The organism is Caproiciproducens sp. CPB-2, assembly GCF_036287215.1.
GTDB lineage: Bacteria > Bacillota > Clostridia > Oscillospirales > Acutalibacteraceae > Caproiciproducens.
This window is the reverse complement of sequence record NZ_CP142860.1, coordinates 181,901-201,461: the sequence shown is the minus strand read 5'-3', so window position 1 is coordinate 201,461 and position 19,561 is coordinate 181,901. Positions and strand designations below refer to the sequence as shown.

The 19,561-nt window shown below is 48.1% G+C and carries 18 protein-coding genes and 2 pseudogenes; 2 read left to right on the top strand and 18 right to left on the bottom strand.

Features of this window, described 5'->3' with window-relative positions; all coding sequences use genetic code 11:
• Positions 1 to 27: 27 nt before the first annotated feature.
• The 5 genes from VXK30_RS00980 to VXK30_RS00960 all read right to left on the bottom strand — a co-directional run bounded on the left by VXK30_RS00980 (position 28) and on the right by VXK30_RS00960 (position 6,363).
• Positions 28 to 1,083 (bottom strand): zinc-dependent alcohol dehydrogenase, encoded by a 1,056-nt coding sequence (locus VXK30_RS00980; protein WP_275714769.1) that lies wholly within the window; start codon positions 1,081 to 1,083, stop codon positions 28 to 30.
• Positions 1,084 to 1,142: 59 nt separating this feature from the next.
• The gene (locus tag VXK30_RS00975; protein WP_275714771.1) at positions 1,143 to 2,003 is read right to left on the bottom strand and encodes a class II fructose-bisphosphate aldolase; all 861 of its coding nucleotides are present in this window, start codon (positions 2,001 to 2,003) and stop codon (positions 1,143 to 1,145) included.
• Between the two features lie 127 nt (positions 2,004 to 2,130).
• Positions 2,131 to 2,541 carry a PTS sugar transporter subunit IIA gene (locus tag VXK30_RS00970; protein WP_275714773.1) on the bottom strand — a complete coding sequence of 137 codons (411 nt, stop codon included), beginning with the start codon at positions 2,539 to 2,541 and terminating at the stop codon, positions 2,131 to 2,133.
• Between the two features lie 19 nt (positions 2,542 to 2,560).
• Complete coding sequence (locus tag VXK30_RS00965; protein WP_275714775.1) at positions 2,561 to 3,388, bottom strand: sugar phosphate isomerase/epimerase family protein; 828 nt, start codon at positions 3,386 to 3,388, stop codon at positions 2,561 to 2,563.
• A 203-nt stretch (positions 3,389 to 3,591) separates the two neighbouring features.
• Positions 3,592 to 6,363, bottom strand: coding sequence for a PRD domain-containing protein (locus VXK30_RS00960; RefSeq protein WP_275714777.1), 2,772 nt, complete (start codon positions 6,361 to 6,363; stop codon positions 3,592 to 3,594).
• A 280-nt stretch (positions 6,364 to 6,643) separates the two neighbouring features.
• Here VXK30_RS00960 and VXK30_RS00955 point away from each other — a divergent pair.
• Positions 6,644 to 6,736 (top strand): annotated as a pseudogene (locus tag VXK30_RS00955) (ParA family protein); the annotation flags it as partial.
• A 133-nt stretch (positions 6,737 to 6,869) separates the two neighbouring features.
• Positions 6,870 to 7,063 (top strand): annotated as a pseudogene (locus VXK30_RS00950) (hypothetical protein); the annotation flags it as partial.
• A 219-nt stretch (positions 7,064 to 7,282) separates the two neighbouring features.
• Here the strand turns inward: VXK30_RS00950 and VXK30_RS00945 are convergent.
• The 13 genes from VXK30_RS00945 to VXK30_RS00885 form a co-directional block, all read right to left on the bottom strand.
• On the bottom strand, positions 7,283 to 9,082 hold the full coding sequence (locus VXK30_RS00945) for a CHAP domain-containing protein (protein WP_275714779.1): 1,800 nt from the start codon (positions 9,080 to 9,082) through the stop codon (positions 7,283 to 7,285).
• An 89-nt stretch (positions 9,083 to 9,171) separates the two neighbouring features.
• Positions 9,172 to 11,520 carry a VirB4-like conjugal transfer ATPase, CD1110 family gene (locus tag VXK30_RS00940; protein ID WP_275714781.1) on the bottom strand — a complete coding sequence of 783 codons (2,349 nt, stop codon included), beginning with the start codon at positions 11,518 to 11,520 and terminating at the stop codon, positions 9,172 to 9,174.
• Positions 11,513 to 11,875, bottom strand: a complete 363-nt coding sequence (locus VXK30_RS00935) for a PrgI family protein (RefSeq protein ID WP_275714783.1) — start codon at positions 11,873 to 11,875, stop codon at positions 11,513 to 11,515. Before VXK30_RS00935 ends, VXK30_RS00940 begins: the two co-directional genes overlap by 8 nt.
• Before the next feature lie 13 nt (positions 11,876 to 11,888).
• Positions 11,889 to 12,464, bottom strand: a complete 576-nt coding sequence (locus tag VXK30_RS00930) for a hypothetical protein (protein WP_275714785.1) — start codon at positions 12,462 to 12,464, stop codon at positions 11,889 to 11,891.
• A gap of 26 nt (positions 12,465 to 12,490) precedes the next feature.
• A complete protein-coding gene (locus VXK30_RS00925) occupies positions 12,491 to 13,267 on the bottom strand; it encodes a hypothetical protein (protein ID WP_275715170.1) in 777 nt (258 codons plus the stop codon).
• 122 nt (positions 13,268 to 13,389) lie between these two features.
• Positions 13,390 to 13,620, bottom strand: coding sequence for a hypothetical protein (locus tag VXK30_RS00920; RefSeq protein WP_275714787.1), 231 nt, complete (start codon positions 13,618 to 13,620; stop codon positions 13,390 to 13,392).
• Positions 13,621 to 13,625: 5 nt separating this feature from the next.
• Complete coding sequence (locus tag VXK30_RS00915; RefSeq protein ID WP_275714789.1) at positions 13,626 to 13,994, bottom strand: TrbC/VirB2 family protein; 369 nt, start codon at positions 13,992 to 13,994, stop codon at positions 13,626 to 13,628.
• 8 nt (positions 13,995 to 14,002) lie between these two features.
• A complete protein-coding gene (locus VXK30_RS00910) occupies positions 14,003 to 15,796 on the bottom strand; it encodes a VirD4-like conjugal transfer protein, CD1115 family (RefSeq protein WP_275714791.1) in 1,794 nt (597 codons plus the stop codon).
• The gene (locus tag VXK30_RS00905; RefSeq protein WP_275714793.1) at positions 15,783 to 15,968 is read right to left on the bottom strand and encodes a hypothetical protein; all 186 of its coding nucleotides are present in this window, start codon (positions 15,966 to 15,968) and stop codon (positions 15,783 to 15,785) included. The genes VXK30_RS00910 and VXK30_RS00905 overlap by 14 nt, the downstream gene beginning before the upstream one ends.
• Before the next feature lie 6 nt (positions 15,969 to 15,974).
• The gene (locus tag VXK30_RS00900; protein WP_275714795.1) at positions 15,975 to 16,856 is read right to left on the bottom strand and encodes a hypothetical protein; all 882 of its coding nucleotides are present in this window, start codon (positions 16,854 to 16,856) and stop codon (positions 15,975 to 15,977) included.
• A gap of 2 nt (positions 16,857 to 16,858) precedes the next feature.
• The gene (locus tag VXK30_RS00895; protein ID WP_275714797.1) at positions 16,859 to 17,716 is read right to left on the bottom strand and encodes a PcfB family protein; all 858 of its coding nucleotides are present in this window, start codon (positions 17,714 to 17,716) and stop codon (positions 16,859 to 16,861) included.
• Positions 17,691 to 19,106: a relaxase/mobilization nuclease domain-containing protein gene (locus VXK30_RS00890; RefSeq protein ID WP_275714799.1), complete on the bottom strand. Its 1,416-nt coding sequence runs from the start codon at positions 19,104 to 19,106 to the stop codon at positions 17,691 to 17,693. The genes VXK30_RS00895 and VXK30_RS00890 overlap by 26 nt, the downstream gene beginning before the upstream one ends.
• Complete coding sequence (locus VXK30_RS00885) at positions 19,106 to 19,435, bottom strand: plasmid mobilization protein (RefSeq protein WP_275714801.1); 330 nt, start codon at positions 19,433 to 19,435, stop codon at positions 19,106 to 19,108. The genes VXK30_RS00890 and VXK30_RS00885 overlap by 1 nt, the downstream gene beginning before the upstream one ends.
• Positions 19,436 to 19,561 lie beyond the last annotated feature (126 nt).

The window sequence follows — 19,561 nt, the reverse complement described above, 5'->3', positions numbered from 1 at the left end:
ACCATGGCCCAATGCAACAAGTCCTCCCTACAACAGGACGCTGACGCGATAAGCGCCCTGGGTTGCCGCCGCTTCATAAGCCTGCTGCAGATCGTCGAGGGGAAAACGGGCTTCAATCAAATGAGATACATCCACTTCACGCTCATTGAGCAGACGCGCCGCCTCAACAAAGCTTACTCGATCTGCGCTATATGTACCAATCAATTCCAGCTTTCGATAGTGAATAAGATTAGAGTCAACATGCAGTTCTGGTGCAGGATAACCCGCAGCGAAAAACAGGGCCCTGCCTCTCAATTTTTTCAGCATACGGATGGCCTGTTCATTGGCCGATGTGGCACCTACAGCGACTATTACTGCGTCAACACCTTCACCGTCAGTCTGTGCGAGAATTTGTTCCACCGGATCAGCCGCCCGAACATCAATTACGTCAAACCCCATGTCAGCAGCGGTATTCAGTTTCTTATCCATCATCTCTGTAATGAAAACCCTGCAGCCATAGGTTCGGGCGACCTGCGCATTAAGTAATCCCATAGTACCGGCGCCAATCACGGCGATTCGTTCTTTCGGCTGAATTCGAAGCCTGTTACAGCCTTCCGCAACGGTAGCTAGAGGTTCAAGAAAAGCAGCCTCAGAGGGGTCGATGGACGGCTCCATCTTATACAGTGCACGCGCCCGCTTTACGAGGTAATCCGAACATCCAAAAATTCCATAATAGCCATCTTCGCTTGGAACCGCTCCGGAAAAGTTTCCCCCAGTGCATTCGCTGGTACGTCCTGTTTTGCAGGCGCGGCATTCGCCACAACTCTCGTTACCGATGGCCACGTGGTCACCTACTTGGAATTCCTCACCTACGTCAGGTCCCTTAGCGATAATGACGCCACTGGTCTCATGGCCAACGGCTTTTGGAAAGGGTTGATGCTGGCGGAGGCCAAGCCACTGGCCATAGTCCGTCGTGCAAATGTTGCAAGCGCTGTTTTTTAAAAGGACTTCTCCCGCGCCTGGTTTGGGTAGTCGTCGGGTATGTACAGTTGCCTTCTTCACCCCCTCCAATACAGCAAATCGCATCGTTTCAGTCTGATCCATAGTTATCCACTCCTTTTTTATTTTCTTGAAATTCTCTGAGGTATTGTGTACGGCTTCGGTTACCAGCGGCCTTCTGCGCCGAAAAGCTTCATATAATGCATTAGCTTTTCGCGATACCCAATCATCCCGGCATTGATGGCGTCACTCAGATTTTTGCATGCAAATTCCCCGTCACCAACATTGCTGGTGGCACCGTGAAGCCCCTGGTCCATGGCCCGCATTCCGGCCATACTCAGATCTGTGAAGAGATTTACTTTTTGAATACCACTGTGGATACTTTTCGCAAGATTCTCGTCACCCGTCCCAGAGCCGCCATGGAGAACTAGCGGCAACGAAACCCGTTTGGCAATTTGACTGAGTCTGTCAAAATCAATATGGGGAGTCCCCTTGTATTGGCCATGGGAGGTGCCGACCGCTACCGCTAAGCAATCGATCTCGGTTTCCTCCACAAACCCCGCCGCTTCGTCGGGGTGCGTCAGTCCGGCGTCCCTGGTCTGTTCATATTCGTAACCTTGCCCGACATGTCCGAGTTCAGCCTCAACTGATACGCCAAGTGTATGTGCAATTTTTACAATTTCCTTGACTTCAGACACGTTTTCAGCATATGGCTTTTCAGAGCGATCTACCATAACTGAACTAAAGCCGGAACGAATTGCAAGAATCGCACTTTTGAAATCACGTCCATGGTCGAGGTTGAGTGCGACGGGGATTTCAGGATACTTATGCTCATAAAAACGGGCGATGGCACCGCATTCCTCTAGGCCGTGGACATAAGCCACGTCTAAAATAACCGGCGCATGCAGTTCCTTCGCTGCCAAAAAACATGCTTCAATAGACTCGCGGTTGAAACAATTTGGGGCCGGGACACCATACCCTTCTTTTTTTGCCTTAGCCAGCAGATCTCCCATGGGAATAATCATATTAGCTGCCTCCTAATTTATTTTGGATATCCCGATGCTTGTTCGGGATTAGATCCTGCGTGTATCATTTTACGGATATTCTTTTCATAAAGCTGACTTTTTCCGTTACAGGGAACGCTTTTTCTTTTTAAAACTTATCGTTTTCGACCGTAGCGGAAATAAGAGGATTGCAATAGCGCATATTTGTTGTGGAAAGCGTGATTGCCTGTCCGATTGCCTGCTCGACGCCTTCCTTACTGCAGAAAAGTTCGAGCAACATACATAGATTCATGCCAGCCACAAGATATATGTGGCCTCCCGAAAGGTGCCGCATCCATTCATTGTTTACACTTCCCCCGAAAAAATCGGTGATAACGATCAGTTCGTCCCCATCATCCAAACTGGAAATCACGGATTCTATTTCCTTTGTCAGATCGTAACCCTGCTGGGAATAAGCGCACATGACGCCTACATTTGGAAGCTTGCCAAGGATCAGTGTTACCGCGTCCAGCATACCCTGCGCAAGTGTGCCATGGCTTGCTAGTAAAAATTTTCTCATTTTTTTCCACCTTTACATATTATTGCAGGAATGGTTCCAGAGCCTTCATGGAACTCAAATCAGCGTCTATCGGTTGCTGAAGATACTGCGGACCCTCAATCTCAAGGGACAAATATCCGGTGTAATGGTATTTGTCCAAAAGAGCAATCAGCTTACTGGCGTCTCTTGTGCCATCACCCCAGGCGAGATGTCCGTCGGGATTGCCATCCACAAAATGGATATGATCCAGTCGCTCTCCTAAGGCTTCATAGTATTTCTGCAAGGAATCGCCTCCCATTTCCAAGTTCGTCGTGTCCGCTACAACGTGCAAGCAGGGGTTGTTCACTTCCTTTAATATTCTCTGTACCGCCGTCAATCTCTTTATGAGCTGTGGGCCGGCCGTACTGACTGGCTCAAGATCCAGAACGACACCGTTTCGCTGCGCAAATTCCACCACTTGGCGCAACAGTTCCACAGAACGCTTCCAGCCGTCCTCAAAGGACTCAGAATAGAAATGCCATCCGCCGTTTATCACCAGACGTTTGCATTCCAATTCACAGGAAACCTTTATTGCATTTTTATAGTAATTCAGGGTTTTTTCTCGAAGCTCCGGTTCCCTAGAAGCCAGATTGTAAGGGCGCGGATTACTCTGTTCCGGCGTAAAGCATATAATCTTAATCCCATAGCTGCTGGCTTTCCGCAGCAATGGCTTAGGATCCTGAAATTCTCTGTAATCGAAAAAATAATGAGCAGCACAGCTCCACAATTCCACATTATGTATTCCAATTTTTTGGAGAGATAAAAAGAAATCCTCTATTGTATAAAATCGATAATGTTTATTCATACCTGCGATTTGACACCTTTTCAAAGCAGATACCTCCTTCATGAAGTACAACCATACTCTTCATGCCATTCGCATTTTGTATTCCTTTGATTGCGTTTTGGGCCAGTAATCTTCGCTTGGGGGAATCGAGGAGCAAGCTTCATATACTTAACGTTTTGAAATGGTATTTTGTTCTTCCAGTACTGGCGTATTTGAAAAGGTTTATGAACTCAAAAAAATGATTCTCATTATGAAATCGGGTTTCCTTGTTTAGCTCTCTTTAAATCTTCGGCTACATAATTGTAGATATACTTTATTTCGCTTGTTGGTATTGAAATATTGTAGTTATCTAAAATGTCCGAAAAACTGATATTTACAACAGCAATAAAATCACTCTTTTCTTTAATGAACTCATCGATATCCTCAGATGCTCCGATAGCTTCTTTTCTTACCAGCCTTTCAATCATGCAACAGAGGTGAACGGTAAGCCCCAGTATAGAGGCGCCATTGAATGGAACTGCCAAATGTTCTTGCATCTGTCCCAATGCATCCAAAACAGAATCCAAAACTTTTTTCGGATCTAAGATGGTTAAATAATTAATAACATTGTTTAAAGTAAAATTCTTCAATAGATTCTGCTTTAATTCGTCCAACTGATTCGGTTCTAAATATCCCCCCAGCAAACGACTGATCTTTCCGATATTACCGACTTCGACCATATCGTCCAGGGTCAAAAATTTTTCTTCTGGAAGATTTGGATTAGAAGTTCCTGCCACGAATAGAACATGATATTGTTCAAATATTTTATCTTTTGTGCTGCTTTTCATAAAAGAGGAGAAATCGTGAACAGTAAATATTACGTCTATCTCTCTTGGAAGACTTTCACGAAACAGCTTCATCATTCGCTCTGCCATAACTGTTCCATTTTCTGATGTGAATACAACGGCATCTTGGACGCTCTGCTTTTTGAACAATTTAAACTCGGGAGTCAAATCCTTTGCGTCTTTTTCAATAATTTCCGGAATATCTTTTCCATTCAGAATGGATGTTCCTATGTCAATAGCCAGTTTTGCCGAAAGATTATTTATAACAACCAAGTTCCGATTAAGACGATTTGACAATTCTTCTCCGATTTTCTCCAGTGATCCCATATCAACAATCAGCAATACATCGCTTTTCATTGAAAATCTTTGAATATACCCTTCAATTTGATTGATGGTTTCATCTACAGGAGTTCCGTATTCCACATCAACAGCTTCGAAAAAATATTCCCCTAATAAGCTGTTTGCCAATTTAGCAATACTGCTTGCCGTTGCATATCCATGTGCCACAATAATGCTCAAATACTTTCTTTCTTCACTGCTTTTTTCATATTTCATTAATACGATATTTAATATAATCTTTGATCCATTATCTAATTTGATCTCTAAATTATTCCTCAGATATCTGTCAATTTTATCTATAATAAAGGTTGAGTTAACATAATTCGATTCAAAATAAGTAAGAATTTCCTCTAATATTCCGCGTTTTTCTTGCTCCCATTTTGTATAATCATGATCACTTTTATATCTGGAGAAGATAATATTCGAAACCAATAAAGATATATTGGCTGGTAAACTCACATGATATATTTGAAGTACGCGGTTGATGACGATAACAATGCGTTGATCATTAAAATATTTGTCAACCCCGAGATAGGAGCAATTCGAATATGGAATACAGTTTTCAAAATCTTTGATGATTGGAATCAATTTATGAATAAAATCCTTATCTGAATAAACGCCTATTTTTAATTTTTCAAACACTTCAAAAACTAATCCAAAGGCCCAAAATAAACGCTTCGTATCCTTGCCATTCTGATAATTGTCAACGGCAATTAGGGAATCATTTACTTTGCCGCTGTTTTCAGTTATATTCGACTGCAATTGTAATTCCTCGGGAATATTATAAGTATATATTTCAATATGATCCTGGCCTTTAATCACATTAGCCATCATACATATTTTTCTGATCGTACTTTGGATACTAATAATATTTTGAGGATATTCCAATAGGTTTAGTACTTGCAATGCTTTACTGCTAATAAAGATCTTTCTTTCGGAAAGAATCTCCTGTTCAAGTAAAGCATGAATAATTAGCTCCTCTTTTTCATCTGGATATCTCCCTTTTAGATTTGGTATTTTACAAATTGATGGAATGTATTGCAATAATTCCTCTATCTTTCTGGCATCAGTTTCTTTTTCTGTGAAAAAAACAAGTCTTGCATGTGATTTAAATGAAGTATTTCGTTCTCCATACGGATAAAATACATTATCAGTCAAGAGCAGTTTAAATTTGGATATCAATTCGGGTGGAAGAAATTTAATATCACCTATACATAAGACGCCGTCCTTAATACGCGATAAAGCCCCCGGTAAATATTTCTTCTTACCTTCTGTTTCAGAAATAGATCCGAATATATTTTTTTCTGTATCTTTCCAATTCCCATTTTCAAAAAAGATATATTCCTCAAATAACGCTTCTTCACTTGTGAGATGCTTATTTTTTAGATACTCGTAAAAACATCTGCCAAGAAACTTTTTTCCTACTCCGGGTTCACCGTATAAGATAACAGGTAATCCTTTGCTGGAATATTCAGCACATGCTTTACATTGGTTGATTACAGAAAATAAAGATCCTTGAGAACCAATGGCATTTTCAAAATCCTTTTTACTTCGGCTGTTTTCTTGAAGATATCGATTAAAATTATCGAGACTTAAAAACTCATTTTCATTAAAAGATATTTTAAAATTTTCTTCCAACATCTTCTTGAATAAAAACAGTACAGGCCTGGAACTGATTTTAATTAATATCCCTTCTTTAAAAAAATCATTCAGATATTTGCTAACCAAGCTCCTACTGATCAACAGTATTTTACTGATTGCATCAGCCGAATAATTCGACATGCAAAAATTATTTTCATTATATTTCATGGTTATTTTCGCCACATAATCCAGTATGTTTTTTTGCGTCTCATTCATATCTTTCACCCTTTACATTTATTATAGAGATTTATTAAGCTGATACTTTAGTTTATCAAAATTTTAACACTATTCAACAATAATTAAACAATATTCTCAATTATTTTACTTACTTTAACCTATTTATTCCTTGATCCTGAGATTTTGTTATAGTAATGTTACAATAATATTTTTAGTGTTAACTAAACACAGTGGATTCATATCAGCTGACAGATGGCAACTTCAGTAAAAGAATACATGAGATATCAGCTTTTCAGGAAGGGCCAAGACAAGGGCATGAGACGGCATCTTGCTGACGATGGTGGACAGCCGAACCACTCATGCCAAAGAAATCAGCGCCCTGCTACGGGGAACCTACGACTCATCGACTAGGTGAACGCCATTAAGGCGGTGAATCGGAAAATCATGGACCTGAATTCCATGAAGATTTGGAAACAGAAAAAGGCCATTCGCTCTAGTTACGACATGCCGTCATCCTATGTAACTCATTCCGGTGAGGGCGAAGCTGTTCTAAGCCGATGAAACGGCTCTGGATTTTCTTCATGGAGGATGAAGCCATCCGGCAAGGCTTTGCCGATCTGAAATCGGGATACGACTCGACAGGTTGCATCAGTCCGCACTTTGCCGCTCCAAGGCCGACTGGCTGGTGGGGATCAACGCGACGCGCCTATTTTCCCTCATTTACCACCGTACTCTAAACAGATGTACCAACCGGTATCCGTTAAAATGCGGTTACGTTCCCTGTTAAAAGTATAAGCCATAAATAAACAGTGGTTTTCCTGTCTACTTACAGGTTATTACTTCACAGAGCGGGTGGTTTTTTGTTTCAACCGGCAAGGCGCTTGAAACATGCTAAAGCACAGTAACGGCAGCGGAAGAAGTTTTTCATTATTTCTTCCGCTGTTTTCTTGCATCTATCTTAATACATAGGAGTTCCGTAGCCGCAAATATCACTGTTATCGAGTCTGTAACTGCGGCGGGCAACAGAGTTATTCGTATTGCCCTCAACGGTGTGGACGATCTCGCCATCAACATACTCGACGATCCCCACATGGTCGGAGATGCCGTCCTGTTCCCAATCAAAGAATATGATGTCACCGGGAGCAGGTATATAACCCGGCTCCTGCCACAGTCCCCGTTCTTGGAACCACGGGATACCCTGCGACTGGCAGCCTGCAAACCTTGGAATAAGCCCCGCGTCGATATAGCCGCACTCATTGACGCACCACGAAACAAAAGCTGCGCACCATTCCACACGGTCATCGAATCCATACCAACTCCAATAGGGTTCTCCGTTCACATTCCCTATCTGCGACACGGCAACCGCCACAATATCATCGCTGCCGTTGTGGATTCCATAGAGAACGGCGCTCCACAGGTCGGCGTATTCATCGGAGAGCAATTCGGCAAGCTGCGCTTTTTGCTGTACCGAAAATCCGTATTGCTCCGCCATTTCCGCTGCGTTCTTGGAGGAAACGGTAATATATAAAATGGTTTTGGTGACGGTATGCTCGGTGGAAATCAAGTCCTCGCCGTCGCCCTCAACTATTACTTCCGTAACTTCTTCTGTTTCGGTGCAGTAGTCAAGGATATTCATATCCCAAAAGACAGAACGCAAAAGCTCCTTTTTCTCATCATCCATCGTAGCGACATCCTGGGCGCTTTCGAGGTCGGTGTTCACCTTGACGGCGTAAACCGACAAGATTCCTTTCCACTCGGCACGGGAATCGGATAATTTCACATCGTCATGGGGATTGCTGTTTCGGATTTCCTCCATCCTGTCGGCATACTCTTGATTGATTTCCTGTATCGCCATCGGCATGGTAAAGCCGTTGCCGGAGTCTTCGCCGGAGAAGAAAACCCCAAAAACGGAGCCGAAAAGCAAGCCGATCATGCAAATTACCAGGATAATCACCACGGCAATCCAACCGCCCGCCGCAATCGCGGAGATGAGCGCCTTTGTAGCGGCAATAATCGCCTTGACGGTGGAAATTGTGACCTTAACGGCGACTTTGGCTGTTTGAACTGCGGCTTTTGCCGCCGCTCTGGAGGCTTGTGACGCCGCCTTTGCCGCTTTTGCTGCGGTTTGAGATGCTCTCTGCGTAACTTTTGCGGTCTGCTGTGCGGTTTTTACGGTAACTTTTGCGGTGCGCTCGGTGGTCTTGATGCCTTTCTGTACCGAGTTCGTTGCTTTTTTGATGGTTTTGGAAGCTGTTTTTATAGTCTTCTCCGTATCGTGGGCCGCCTGCTTGATAGTCTTACCCGATGACCCTACCGCCTTGATGGAAGTATCAGCCGCCTGCCGGGTACGGAAAATGGTACGCTGCGTGGTGGCCTGCGTCCGCTTCACCATTTCTTTCTTCGGCAAATCCGCAGGAGATTTCTTAACGGCATTTTTGATATTCTGAACCTGCCGCTTGGCCCCCCCAAAGTTTTCCTGTGTTTTATGCATATTCTCGGAAGCCCTTTTAACGGGGTTTTTCCATAATCCCCGCACCGTCCGCTCCGCAACATTTCTCGCCCCGGAGGTCATATTGTCAGAAGCGTACTCAGAGGGGGTGTGCTGTTCTGTGTCCTGTGTCTGCTCGGATTGCCTGTCTGCGGATTCCACCGCATTTTTGGATCCGACAAAAGCATTTTTCATGTGCTTGCCCATATTGGCGGAGCGGTCAAACACCTTGATATCTTTCATCGTATCGCGGGTTTTGATTTTAGCCACTTGATTCACCTCCAAACTTTTTCTTCATTTGAATCCCAGATAAAAAAGATGCAGGCAGACCGTTTGCGGCGGTCTGCCTACTTTGAAAATCAGCCGATTTGAGTTTCCCTCGGTTTTGTCGTCATCAGCTTGTAGAGTTCCGTATCTTTGGGAAATCTGTTGACGAACGGGACAATCGCATTGCCGATACGGATTAAGCCCTCGCCCTCCCGGGCGTTGGTGATATAGCTCATCTGCTCGCTTGAAATATTGAGAAGCTGCGCCAGCTTGTCGCGGTCGCTGGCAGCCTGATTGTGCATGACGATAAACTCGCTGTTGGACAGCATGGTGCTTGCCAAAACGGAATCAAGCAGGTACTCGACGTTCTGTGTGATGCCCGTAGGATAAGCGTTGCGCTTTCTGAATCTGCGCCAAGCGGAATTGAAAAAAGTTCCGCTGTACTCATTTTCAAAAACGACATGAAACTCATCCAGAAAGATATGCGTCCGCTTGCTGTGCCGCCAGTTGTCGGTCACCCGGTTAATCATGGCGTCGGTGATAACCAGTAAACCCATCGTTTTGAGCTGGCTCCCCAAGTCCATGATGTTGTAGTCAATCAGGCGGTTACGCACATCCACGTTGGTTTTGTGGGCAAAGGCATTGAGCGATCCACTTGTGAAAAGCTCCATTTTTAGAGCAAGGCGTTTTGCCTCCGCTTCCGGCTGTTCCAGTAAATCCTCCCGCAAAACCGCAAGGGTCGGCAGCTTGCCGCCTGATTGATAATTCTCGTACACATTGCGGACGCAGCGGTCAATGATGGATTTTTCCTCCGGCAGCAGGCCGTTCTTATCAAGCTGTTCAAAGAGGGAGCAGACAAATTCGCTCTTGTCGATTACCGGGTCGCTGCCCTCGCCGTAGCCTTCCACCATATCCATTGCATTGATATGGTCGTCGCTTCCCGCCGCAATTCGGATGACCTCGCCGCCGAGGGCTTTTATGAGCGCCGCATACTCATTCTCAGGATCGCACACCAAAATATCATCGTCGGGGAACAGCAGCGCAATCATTACAAGCTCCATCTTTGCTCCAAAGGATTTGCCGCTTCCGGGAACACCCAAACGAAAAGCGTTTGGGTTCAACAGATATTCCTTTAAGCACATAATAAGGTTGTGGGAAATGGCGTTTTGCCCGTAGTAAATCCCGCCCCTGTCCATAACCTCCTGCACCTTGAATGGCATAAGCACGGCGAGGCTTTCTGTGGTGAGCGTGCGGACGGCTTGGATTTTCGTGTGTCCGAAGGGCAGGACGGTGTTCAATCCGTCAAGCTGCTGGAAGGTAAGCGGCGCAATCTGGCACAGGTTTTTTCGGGCCGTGGACAGCAGGGATTCGGTGTCCGCGTCAAGCTGTTCCTTTGTGACGGCGGTATGCACGATTGTCACCGTGGCAAACATCATGCGCTGATCCCGGCTCGTGATATCGTCGAGAAATTCCCGGCTTTCTTTCCGCTGCTGTTCCATGTCATAGGGAATGATGGCGGAAAAGTTGTTGTTGCTGTTTTGCCTGCGCTGCCAGTTGGTAATATTGGTTTCCACGCCGAGGACGCGCCGCTCCACCTCACGGACGGCTTCTTCCATCGTAACCGGGCGAATGTCGATGGAAAGGGTCATGTTCTGGTTGAGTTCGGTCAGCTCCGCTATCATAGTGTCTTTGATATAGGAAGCGTACTCCTTGAGGAACAGGGTGCGCCCGTAGCGTTCGCCCACCTTGAAAAACCCTTTGTCAAACTCCATGCTGTCGGGGCAGATATAGTCCTTAAAACTATGGCCGCGCCGCATAGCCGCGCTCATATCAAAATGAAAGGACGATTCCTCACCGGGGCGGTAGAAGTCGTGGAAGATTTTTAGCCGCTCGTTCACATCCAGTTCTGCACATTTTGAGCCGAGATGGGAGAAGTGAGAAGCCAAATCCGCACCGATGCGGATAAAGTACGCCCGCGCTTCCTCAATGTTTTTCTTGCACACCGAAATGGTAATCATTTTATCGAGGACAATGGCGTTGCTTTCCGTGACCTTTTCCAGCAGCATGGCATTGAGTTCCTTGCGGTATTTATCCAGATTATCGTCCGCCATAGGGATAAGGATATTGGCCTCATAATCCGCTTTGGAAAGCCTGCGGGCGCGGATGGTCAGCTTTGCCGTTGCGCCGGAATCAAGGGAGTTCAGCAGTTCGGAGTAGTCGAGAAACATCTTCTCTTTATCCGACCGGGAAGCCACGGCATAGTTAATATCCGTAAACTGGAATGTCTTGCTGTACTTGTTTTCACCGAACAGACCGCCCCTGCGGACAAGAAAAATCCCGTCCTCGTAAATCGAATGGACGGGAATAGCCTCCTGTACGCCTTTCGGCACTTTGAACCGTTCACGGTTTTCATTAAACCATATCTTGAGTGTTTTAAGCACGTTTCATCGCCTCCTTTTTGGGGTTTTCAAAAAGCGGGCGCACCGCTTCGTGATAGATGTTTGTGGGCCTAAATGTCAAATGCTTCGGCATAAGGATTTCAGACTTAATCCATGCCCACACAAACTGTTCCGCCGTCATGCCGTGGTAGGTGACGAAGCCCATCATCGCAAAAGGAGCCGCACCGAGGACACATACCCACGACACGGTTTCCGTTCCGAGGTGGCTGCGCAGCCCGAAAAAAATACCCACGGCAACACCGAGGGCAAGAACGGAAAAGATACATTGCCGCAAACTCAAACCGAAAAACATACTCTCGGTGTAGTTGCGGATTTCTTTATTGATTTTTACTTCCATATACCGCTCCTTTCTACCTCGCCCCGTCATCACGGGCAGGGGCTTTGGGCTGATGGTCACGAACGCTCCGGCCATCGGACGGCTCGATGAAGTCAATACGTCCAGCCGAATAGATTGCGTTGTCGGTGAGCTGCCGCTGCCACGCATCCTGTGACGGTGCCCATTTGAAACCGTTCGCTTTCAGAACAGCACGCTGCTTTTCGCCAGGGCGTTCGTCGAAAAATAGCTGAAGCCTGTTGATCTCAGTGTTCGCTTCGGCGCGGCCGCCGTGAAACTCCCATCCCTCAAAGCCCTTACCGGCTTCCTTAACCTTGCTCTCCAGACTCTTGATTTTGCTGTTGTTGTTTGTGAGGTCATAGGTGGAAAAGGGTTGTTTTTCCCATGAATATCTGGTCGTGGCGATTTTTTCGTCCAGCCTCTTTGCCTGCGCTTCCGTAATTCCCGGCGCTCCCACACAGGTTCCTGCTTTGCGCCAATAGGCATTGACGGCTTTCATGGTTTCCTGCAATTCCACGCATTTATTCAGTTCCCCGGCCAGTGCTTCCGCAGACTGCGGCGCTCCGGACGGCTTTGAGTTGTAATATGACATTGTAATTTCCTCCAATCGTTCTATCGTTACAGTCCAAGCATTTCACGGACTAATCTGTCCGCCATTTTTACCGCGCCCACCAACACAAGCATATTGAAGATGAGTTCGCCCGTGTAGCTCCAAACCTGTGTTACCGCCGCCGCATTAGGGTCAACTACTGGGGGCGACGAAGCAAACTGGCTGAAAATAACGCAGGCCAGCACAATAATCGCACCTTCTAAGCAGACGGCGGCATAAGATTTGATAAAAGCCTTGCCCATGCTTTGCGTGGGTTCGCCCGCGAAAGCCGCAAGAGGAATGGGAGCGAGGGCAGTATACATATAGAGTTTCAGAAAACGCCCGTACACGCTCATTATCATAATGAATGACAGTACCGTGATGAACAAGCCACCCAGGAGCGTTACTGCCCATAACGGAATGCTGTCGAAAAAGCCTGTATTTTCAATGGCCGTTTTAATGCTGTCAGGCAGAATGGTGTCCTCTGCGCCGGAGAAACCCGACGCCGCCATGATCCGGGCAATCAAGCCCTGCACAATGCGGAACAACGCCATCATCAGTTCTAAGCCGTAAGTGACTGCCGCTTTTGCCAAAGCAAAGCGCACGAACATTTTGACTGCCACTTCGGGGCGTTTTAGCTCGGCAAAACTGCCGCAGGTTTTCATAACGCCAATCACGAAAAACAGCACAAGCAAGCCTAAACCGATAGCCTGTACCGCGCTGTGAATGTTCAGGATAACCGACCATATCCCGCCGCCCTTGAAAGTTTCGGGGCTTTGGGTGAGAAGCTGAAAGATTTCAGCCATTTTCTGATTCCAAGTGTTTAAGGCGTTTTCCAAGTTTTCAATAATCCAGTTCAAGTGACCACCACCTTTCCAAAAAAATTGCGGGGCAAGCCTTTTTTGACTTGCCCCGCTTTGCTCTGTGGTTATCGGGCTTGTTCCCGCGCTGCCGGTTCCCGGATGACACCATATTTGTCGTCCACATAGTAGCGCCCGACAAAGGGATTGAATATGGCGTGGCACTTCACGCCGTTGTAGTCGGAAAGATAGTCGTTGTCGCCCAGGCGTTTGATGATGGTGGCTTCGGCCAGCACATTTTTCTCACCCTGTTTGAGCGAATGAATGAAGCACTCGCATTTTTCGATATACTCCTGCATGGCGCTCACGCTCCCGTAATGAGATTCAAAATCTCTTTGGCAAAAGTTATAATTACGCCCCCTGCCAACGTCATAAAGCCGTTCGCCCTCTGGCTCGGGTCGTGGCTTTTGAGCGACAGGCCCACCTGCACGATACCAAAGCCGAGCAGGATTAAGCCGATCGCCCTTATCAAGCCGAAAATGAAATCGGATAGGTTGTTGACCACTTGAATCGGGTCGTCGCTTGCCGCAAATGCGGGAACGGCAAAACTCATCATGACCGCAAGGGCAAGCACAGCGCAGGCATAGGCACGAAAGCCTTTCTTAACACCGCCCGTCATGGGCAGCTTATAGGTGGATTTATTGTATTTGTTGTTTTTCTTCATGGAATACATCCTCCTTATTAGTTAAACAGATTTTCTACATCTTCTTCGGACAGAAGCTCATATGCTTCGTTGTCCGTAATTTGGATTTCCGACAGCCTCACCGGGTCAATGTCCTCGTCAAAAACAAGGGTAGCAACCGATTCCGTAACTTCGCCGTGACGGAATGCCTCGGCCTTGCCGTCCGTCGTACCGCCTACGTTCGGATGACGCAGGATGTCAAACTTGTCATCCAAAATCGGGCGTTCGCCGCGTATGAATAGCAGGGCGTAGCGGTTATCGAGCATCCGCACCTCGTCAGGGGTCAGGAGTTCCCGTCCGCTGATTTGGTAGTTTGTGCTGTAATTTCCGTTACGCCCTGTGGATTTTCCATAAGTGTTTGTGTCCAAAGTTTCTTTTCCAAGAAGCTCGGAAACATATTTGTGCGTCGATTGTTCATTTCCGCCCAGGTAGAGAAATTCGTCGCAGTTACCCACGATGGACTCCCATTGTTTCTCGAACAAAGCCTTTAGCTGAGCCATATTTTGCAGGACAATGGATACCGAAACCGAACGTGACCTCATGACGGACAAAATTTTGTCGAAATCGTCTGGTAAGCTCACGTTGGCAAATTCGTCCATCAGAAAATGGACGTGAACGGGCAATGAGCCGCCGTGCTTGTGGTCGGCGGAATAAAAGAGCTGCTGAAAGAGTTGCGTGTAGAGAATGGAAACGAGAAAGTTAAAGCTGCTGTCGTTATCGGGAATGATGATGAACAACGCCGTCTTTTTCTCGCCAATGCTCCCTAAATCCAGTTCGTCGGTTGCGGTGAGGGCGGCAAGGCTTTCAAGATTAAACTTTTCAAGACGCGCCGCCAGAGTGATTTGAATGGATTTAAGGGTTTTGGCACTGCCGGAACGATAGTCGCGGTAATACTTGACTGCGATGTGGTCTGGGCTTCGCATTTCCAGGCGGTCAAAGAGTTCGTCAAGAGGCGATTGATAGCTGTCGTCATCTTCCCGCACCTCACCCGCCCGGAGCATTTCCATCACCATCGGAAAATTCTGCTCATCGGGCGGGGCCTCGTATTTCAGATAGAAGACGAGGGCAAGCAGAAGCATGGATGCCGCCGTATCCCAAAACGGGTCTTGGGTCTGCGCCCCTTTGGGCGTGGTGCTTTTGAACAGGTTGGTGACAAGCCTTTGCGCATCGTTGTCCTCTTTGAGATAGACAAAGGGGTTGTAGCAATGGGAACGCCACATATTGATAAGGTCAAGCACCTTGACCTCCATGCCTTTCGCCTTGAGCAAATGCCCCGTATCGCGGGTGATTTCCCCCTTGGGGTCTAAAATCACCATGCTGCTGTTGCAGTTCATGGCGTTGGGCTTGCAGTAGAAACGGGTCTTGCCTGCGCCGGAACCGCCGCACACAAGGACATTGAGATTGCGGCGGTGCTTCCGTGTATCAAAGCCGATTCGGACATTTTGGGTTAAAATCTTATTTTCGCAAAATCGCTTGTCGGCATATTTGCGGTTTATGACGGCAGCCTCGCCCCATTTGGCGCTGCCGTGTTCCTCCCGTGGGCGGGTATTGCGCCGGGTGGAAAGGTAAATGCCGATTGCCATACCATAGGCGGCAATAAAAAAGAGGACAGCTTTTATGCTGTCCCCGCACCACTGTATTTTGAATGGATTGTTTAACGCCGCCGTCAGGTTTTGCAAAATTTCGGGCAGACCTCCCGCCACGGAGGGGGCGGTAAGGAGAGCCGCCCATACCACTGGGACTAAGCCGAACGCCGCCAGGATAAGGGTTTGTTTTGGACTATCTCGCCTCATCACGCCCCCTCGCTTTCTTCAGAGGAGCGTGCAGGATTTTGAGCATGAGCTCATCCACGAAATCGGTAGGATTTTCTTCCGCAATTTCCTTGTTACGCATATCGTTCAAAGCAGTAATGACCGCACCCTCCTCGTAATCGTCGAGAGCAACAATACGCTTTTCCTCTTTCATAGGTCATTACCTCACATTCTGATTTTTCGCCGTCCTTTGCTGCGCTTCAAGTTGCCGTTCCATGCGCCCGGAGATATTCTCGGCGGCGTCGCGGATTTGTGCAAGCTCGCCTTTGATTTCCTGTGCGTCCATGCCGTCGAATACGCCGCCCACCTTGTCAAAATTGAACTCTCGTGTTTCTACGCCGTATTTCCTGCAAAGCAGATAGGTTGCGGAATAGGCGCAAAATTCTTGTTCCGGCGACAATTGGGGATCGGTAGCCAACTCAGCGCCAGCCATCTCATATGCCACGGCGCGGAAAGTATCGGAAAACTCCATGCCTTTGCGAACGAGAATATCACCATCGGGGCTGGTCATTGCTCCAAGGTTGTCGGGCAAGTCGTCCACTCCGATAATTTTCATCGGATACTTGGAAATGAGCGCCCCCAAAATCTGACGTTCGGTATAGTGGTGAGGCGGGGCGTTTCTCAGTTTGCGGGTGTCCACCTGTGAGATGTCGAACACCTTGCGCACAGCGTATCCCATTCCCGGCGTTCCGTCATCTTTGGTGTACTCTTGCGGCTCTAAAATGGCGATGGCCGTCTGTCCCGGCTTGACGGAGCAATTCTGCCGTTTCCAGTAGTCGAAGCTCCCAAGCCGTGAAGCGCCCGGATCTTTTGCAAAGGTCAGCAGGGCGTTGACTGCGCTGTAACGGTCAAGGCGGGCCTGAAGGTCAAGAAACTGCGCAAATTTACCGCCGTCGCCCGCCACCTCAAGGGCGGTCTGGTCGGACTGCGCAAACACTTCCTCCCGTTCGGCCTTTTTCTTCGCCGCATATTCCTCTTTAGAAAGCTGCGGCGCAGGTTCCTCGGTGGGGATGCTGGTCAATAAATCATCAAAATTTGCCATAATTAAGCCCTCTCTTTCGGTTTTTTCGATTTGGATTTACCGCCGGGCTGCGGCTGCTTGTGGGTGGTCGTCTGCGATTTCGGCCTGTCCGCAGCCGCCTTTTCATCCCGCTTCGGTGCATCCGCCTCCTGCTTCGCCCTCGCCGCCCTGATTTCCCGGATTTCCTCTTTCACAGACGGCTTACTCAAAGTACCCTTTGCGGAGTTTCTTCTGCTCTCGGAGGTAGGCTCGGACGGAAGGGGTTTCTCCGCCTTTGCCGCATCGGGGTTTTGCTTTGCCGGAGCCTCCTGTGCGGCGGTTTTATCCGGCTCCGCTTTGACGGTTTCCGGTGTGTCGGGCGCAGGCTTGCCCTCCGGGGTTCCGAGTAAATCGTCCAGCAATTTCTCGGTGTCGTTTTTGTCCAGCGTGGGCTGTCCTGCGGCCTGCGCTTTTTCAGCTTGAGATTTGACAAGTGTGCTTTCGATTTTCGCCTTGTCTACCGTGGCAAATTTGAAGCGTTCCACCAAACGGCTGATTCTCGGCGCATCATCGGCTTTCACCATGATGTCGCACAAGCCGTCCGGCGAGTTTTTCCTGTTCCGCAAAACACAGTAGACAATGCCGTACTGCTTTGCGCCCTGGGCAAATTTCTGTAAATCGCTGTCCTTGACCGAAAAAATCTCCAAAGCCTTGCCGGATTTCAGCATGGAGGTCATACGCGCCTTGCCCTTTAGCTTCAGCTTGCTGTCTTTGCTTTTCAATGCCGCCACAAGGAAAGTGGCGATTTCCTTTGCCGCCGAGCCTGTAATTTTGGCGGCAACCTCAACGCCCTCCAAACTCATGCGCACAATCTGTTCAGCGGCGTCCCCTGACTGATTCATGTTGTTTGCTCTCCTTTCCGTTGGATTTTTCTTCTTCTGCGGCAATGCGGATTTTTTCTTTCATATCCACAGACCGCCTATCTATATCCTCACATAGCCTCACCTCCTTTCGTAACCCTGCAATCTGCTGTGACAGGCTGGCAATCTCGGTTTTGACCTCCGCCAGTTTACCCTCATCTCCGATGCTACGAGTCTGATAGCGCAGATGCTTTCGGGCAGAGGATAGAGAAATGACCTGCTGCGTCAGACTGTCCTTATGGGCGGCCAGTTGCTCGGCGGTGTCAATGCCGTGCTTCACCAACAGCCGTGTTTCCCGTGAGATGTTTTGGATGAAGCGGATGTCCTCCCGGAAGAGGAAATATACCCGCTTGGGGTTCGGTTCTCTGTGCTTAGGCAGAACGCCCATTTTATACAGGTAAGAAAAATACAGGGCGCGAAGCCCTGTAATCCGTCTTGCCTTGTTCAATTTTCCGACAAAACGAAGCTGTTTCGGCGGCGGATCTGCCGGAACAATTCGCCGCTGCGGGCGGGTGTTTGCCAATATCCGCTTGCGGATTCCGCCGATGGAGTAATCCTCGCCAAAGTTCCGCAGCAGCTTCAAGCCCCGATCCTTCCCCTCCGGGCGCAGGGTGATGTCCTGCCCGTATTTCACATGGTAGCCCATCTTTTTGATGGCGTCCCAAAACTGCCGTTCGGTCATGGACTGCGCAATCGCCAGGTCAACATCCGCTTTAAGCAAAGAGCGGTAGGTCGGCTTATTGTTCTTTTCGGCCTGCCATTCGCCGTAATGCTTGGATTTGCCGCGCTTTGGTTCTTCAATCACCGAAAGGCCGTATTCCCGGCAGAGCTTGTCGGATTCGATTTGCATATTGTAGTAATCCCGTTCGGTGCGGTGATAGCGGATGCCGTCCACCCACGAAACGGTGTTGACTACAAAATGGGAGTGGAGGTGGCTGGCCTTATCCAAATGGGTGGTAACGAGAACCTGATATTTGTCGCCCCAAAGCTGCCGTGCCAGCTTTACGCCGATTTCATGGGCGGTATCCGGGTCAATCTCGCCGGGAGCGAAGGACTGTATGCCGTGATAGGCGACAACGCCGTCCTCCTTGCCGAATTTCTTTTTTGCCGCCATCATCTCATCGCGGGCGGTTTCGGGGGAACAGTTAATCCCTGTGACATAGTGCCGGAGGATTTCGGCGCTCTCGTCGGTCAGCTCCGTTTTTCGGCTCTGCGCGGCATAGTCGATCACATCCGAAAGCCCCTGTGCCTGCTCCGCCGTCATGCCCTGTTTTTCAAAGTAGGCGGGGTTTTCGGTCTTATCGGGATTTTCAGCGTAAATCACCACCTTGCCAAGCCAGCCTTTAACGCTCCAGATAGAGGTGTAGGCCATTATTCCATTCGCCGGGGAAGCATGACGGCGTTTGTGATTTCAACCACGGTTTTGTGCAGCAGGTCGGCGTTCTCGTCATACCGCCTTGTGTCAATCGCACCTAACGCATGGGCTTTCTGCGCTATCTGATTGAGGTTTGTACCGATGGCGTGCAGCTCTCTCATCATGGAGTAATAATCGGGGGGAGGCGCGTCGGTGGGGACGAGGCCGTTAATCAAATGACGGACATACGCCTCCTGCGACAAGCCTGATTTTTTAACCCGCTTTTGGAATTGCTGGTGTTCGTCTTTATTAAGGCGCGTGATAATCTGAATGTTTCGTTTTCTCATAAACTCATCCTTTCACAGAGGGGTATTAGGGGCGGCCGCCCCTAACAAGTGCGTTTGGCAGCCGAATGGCTATCCAAAGGCGATGCTTGCTGGTATAGTGCATTTCCGAAAGCTCGATCTTCCAAA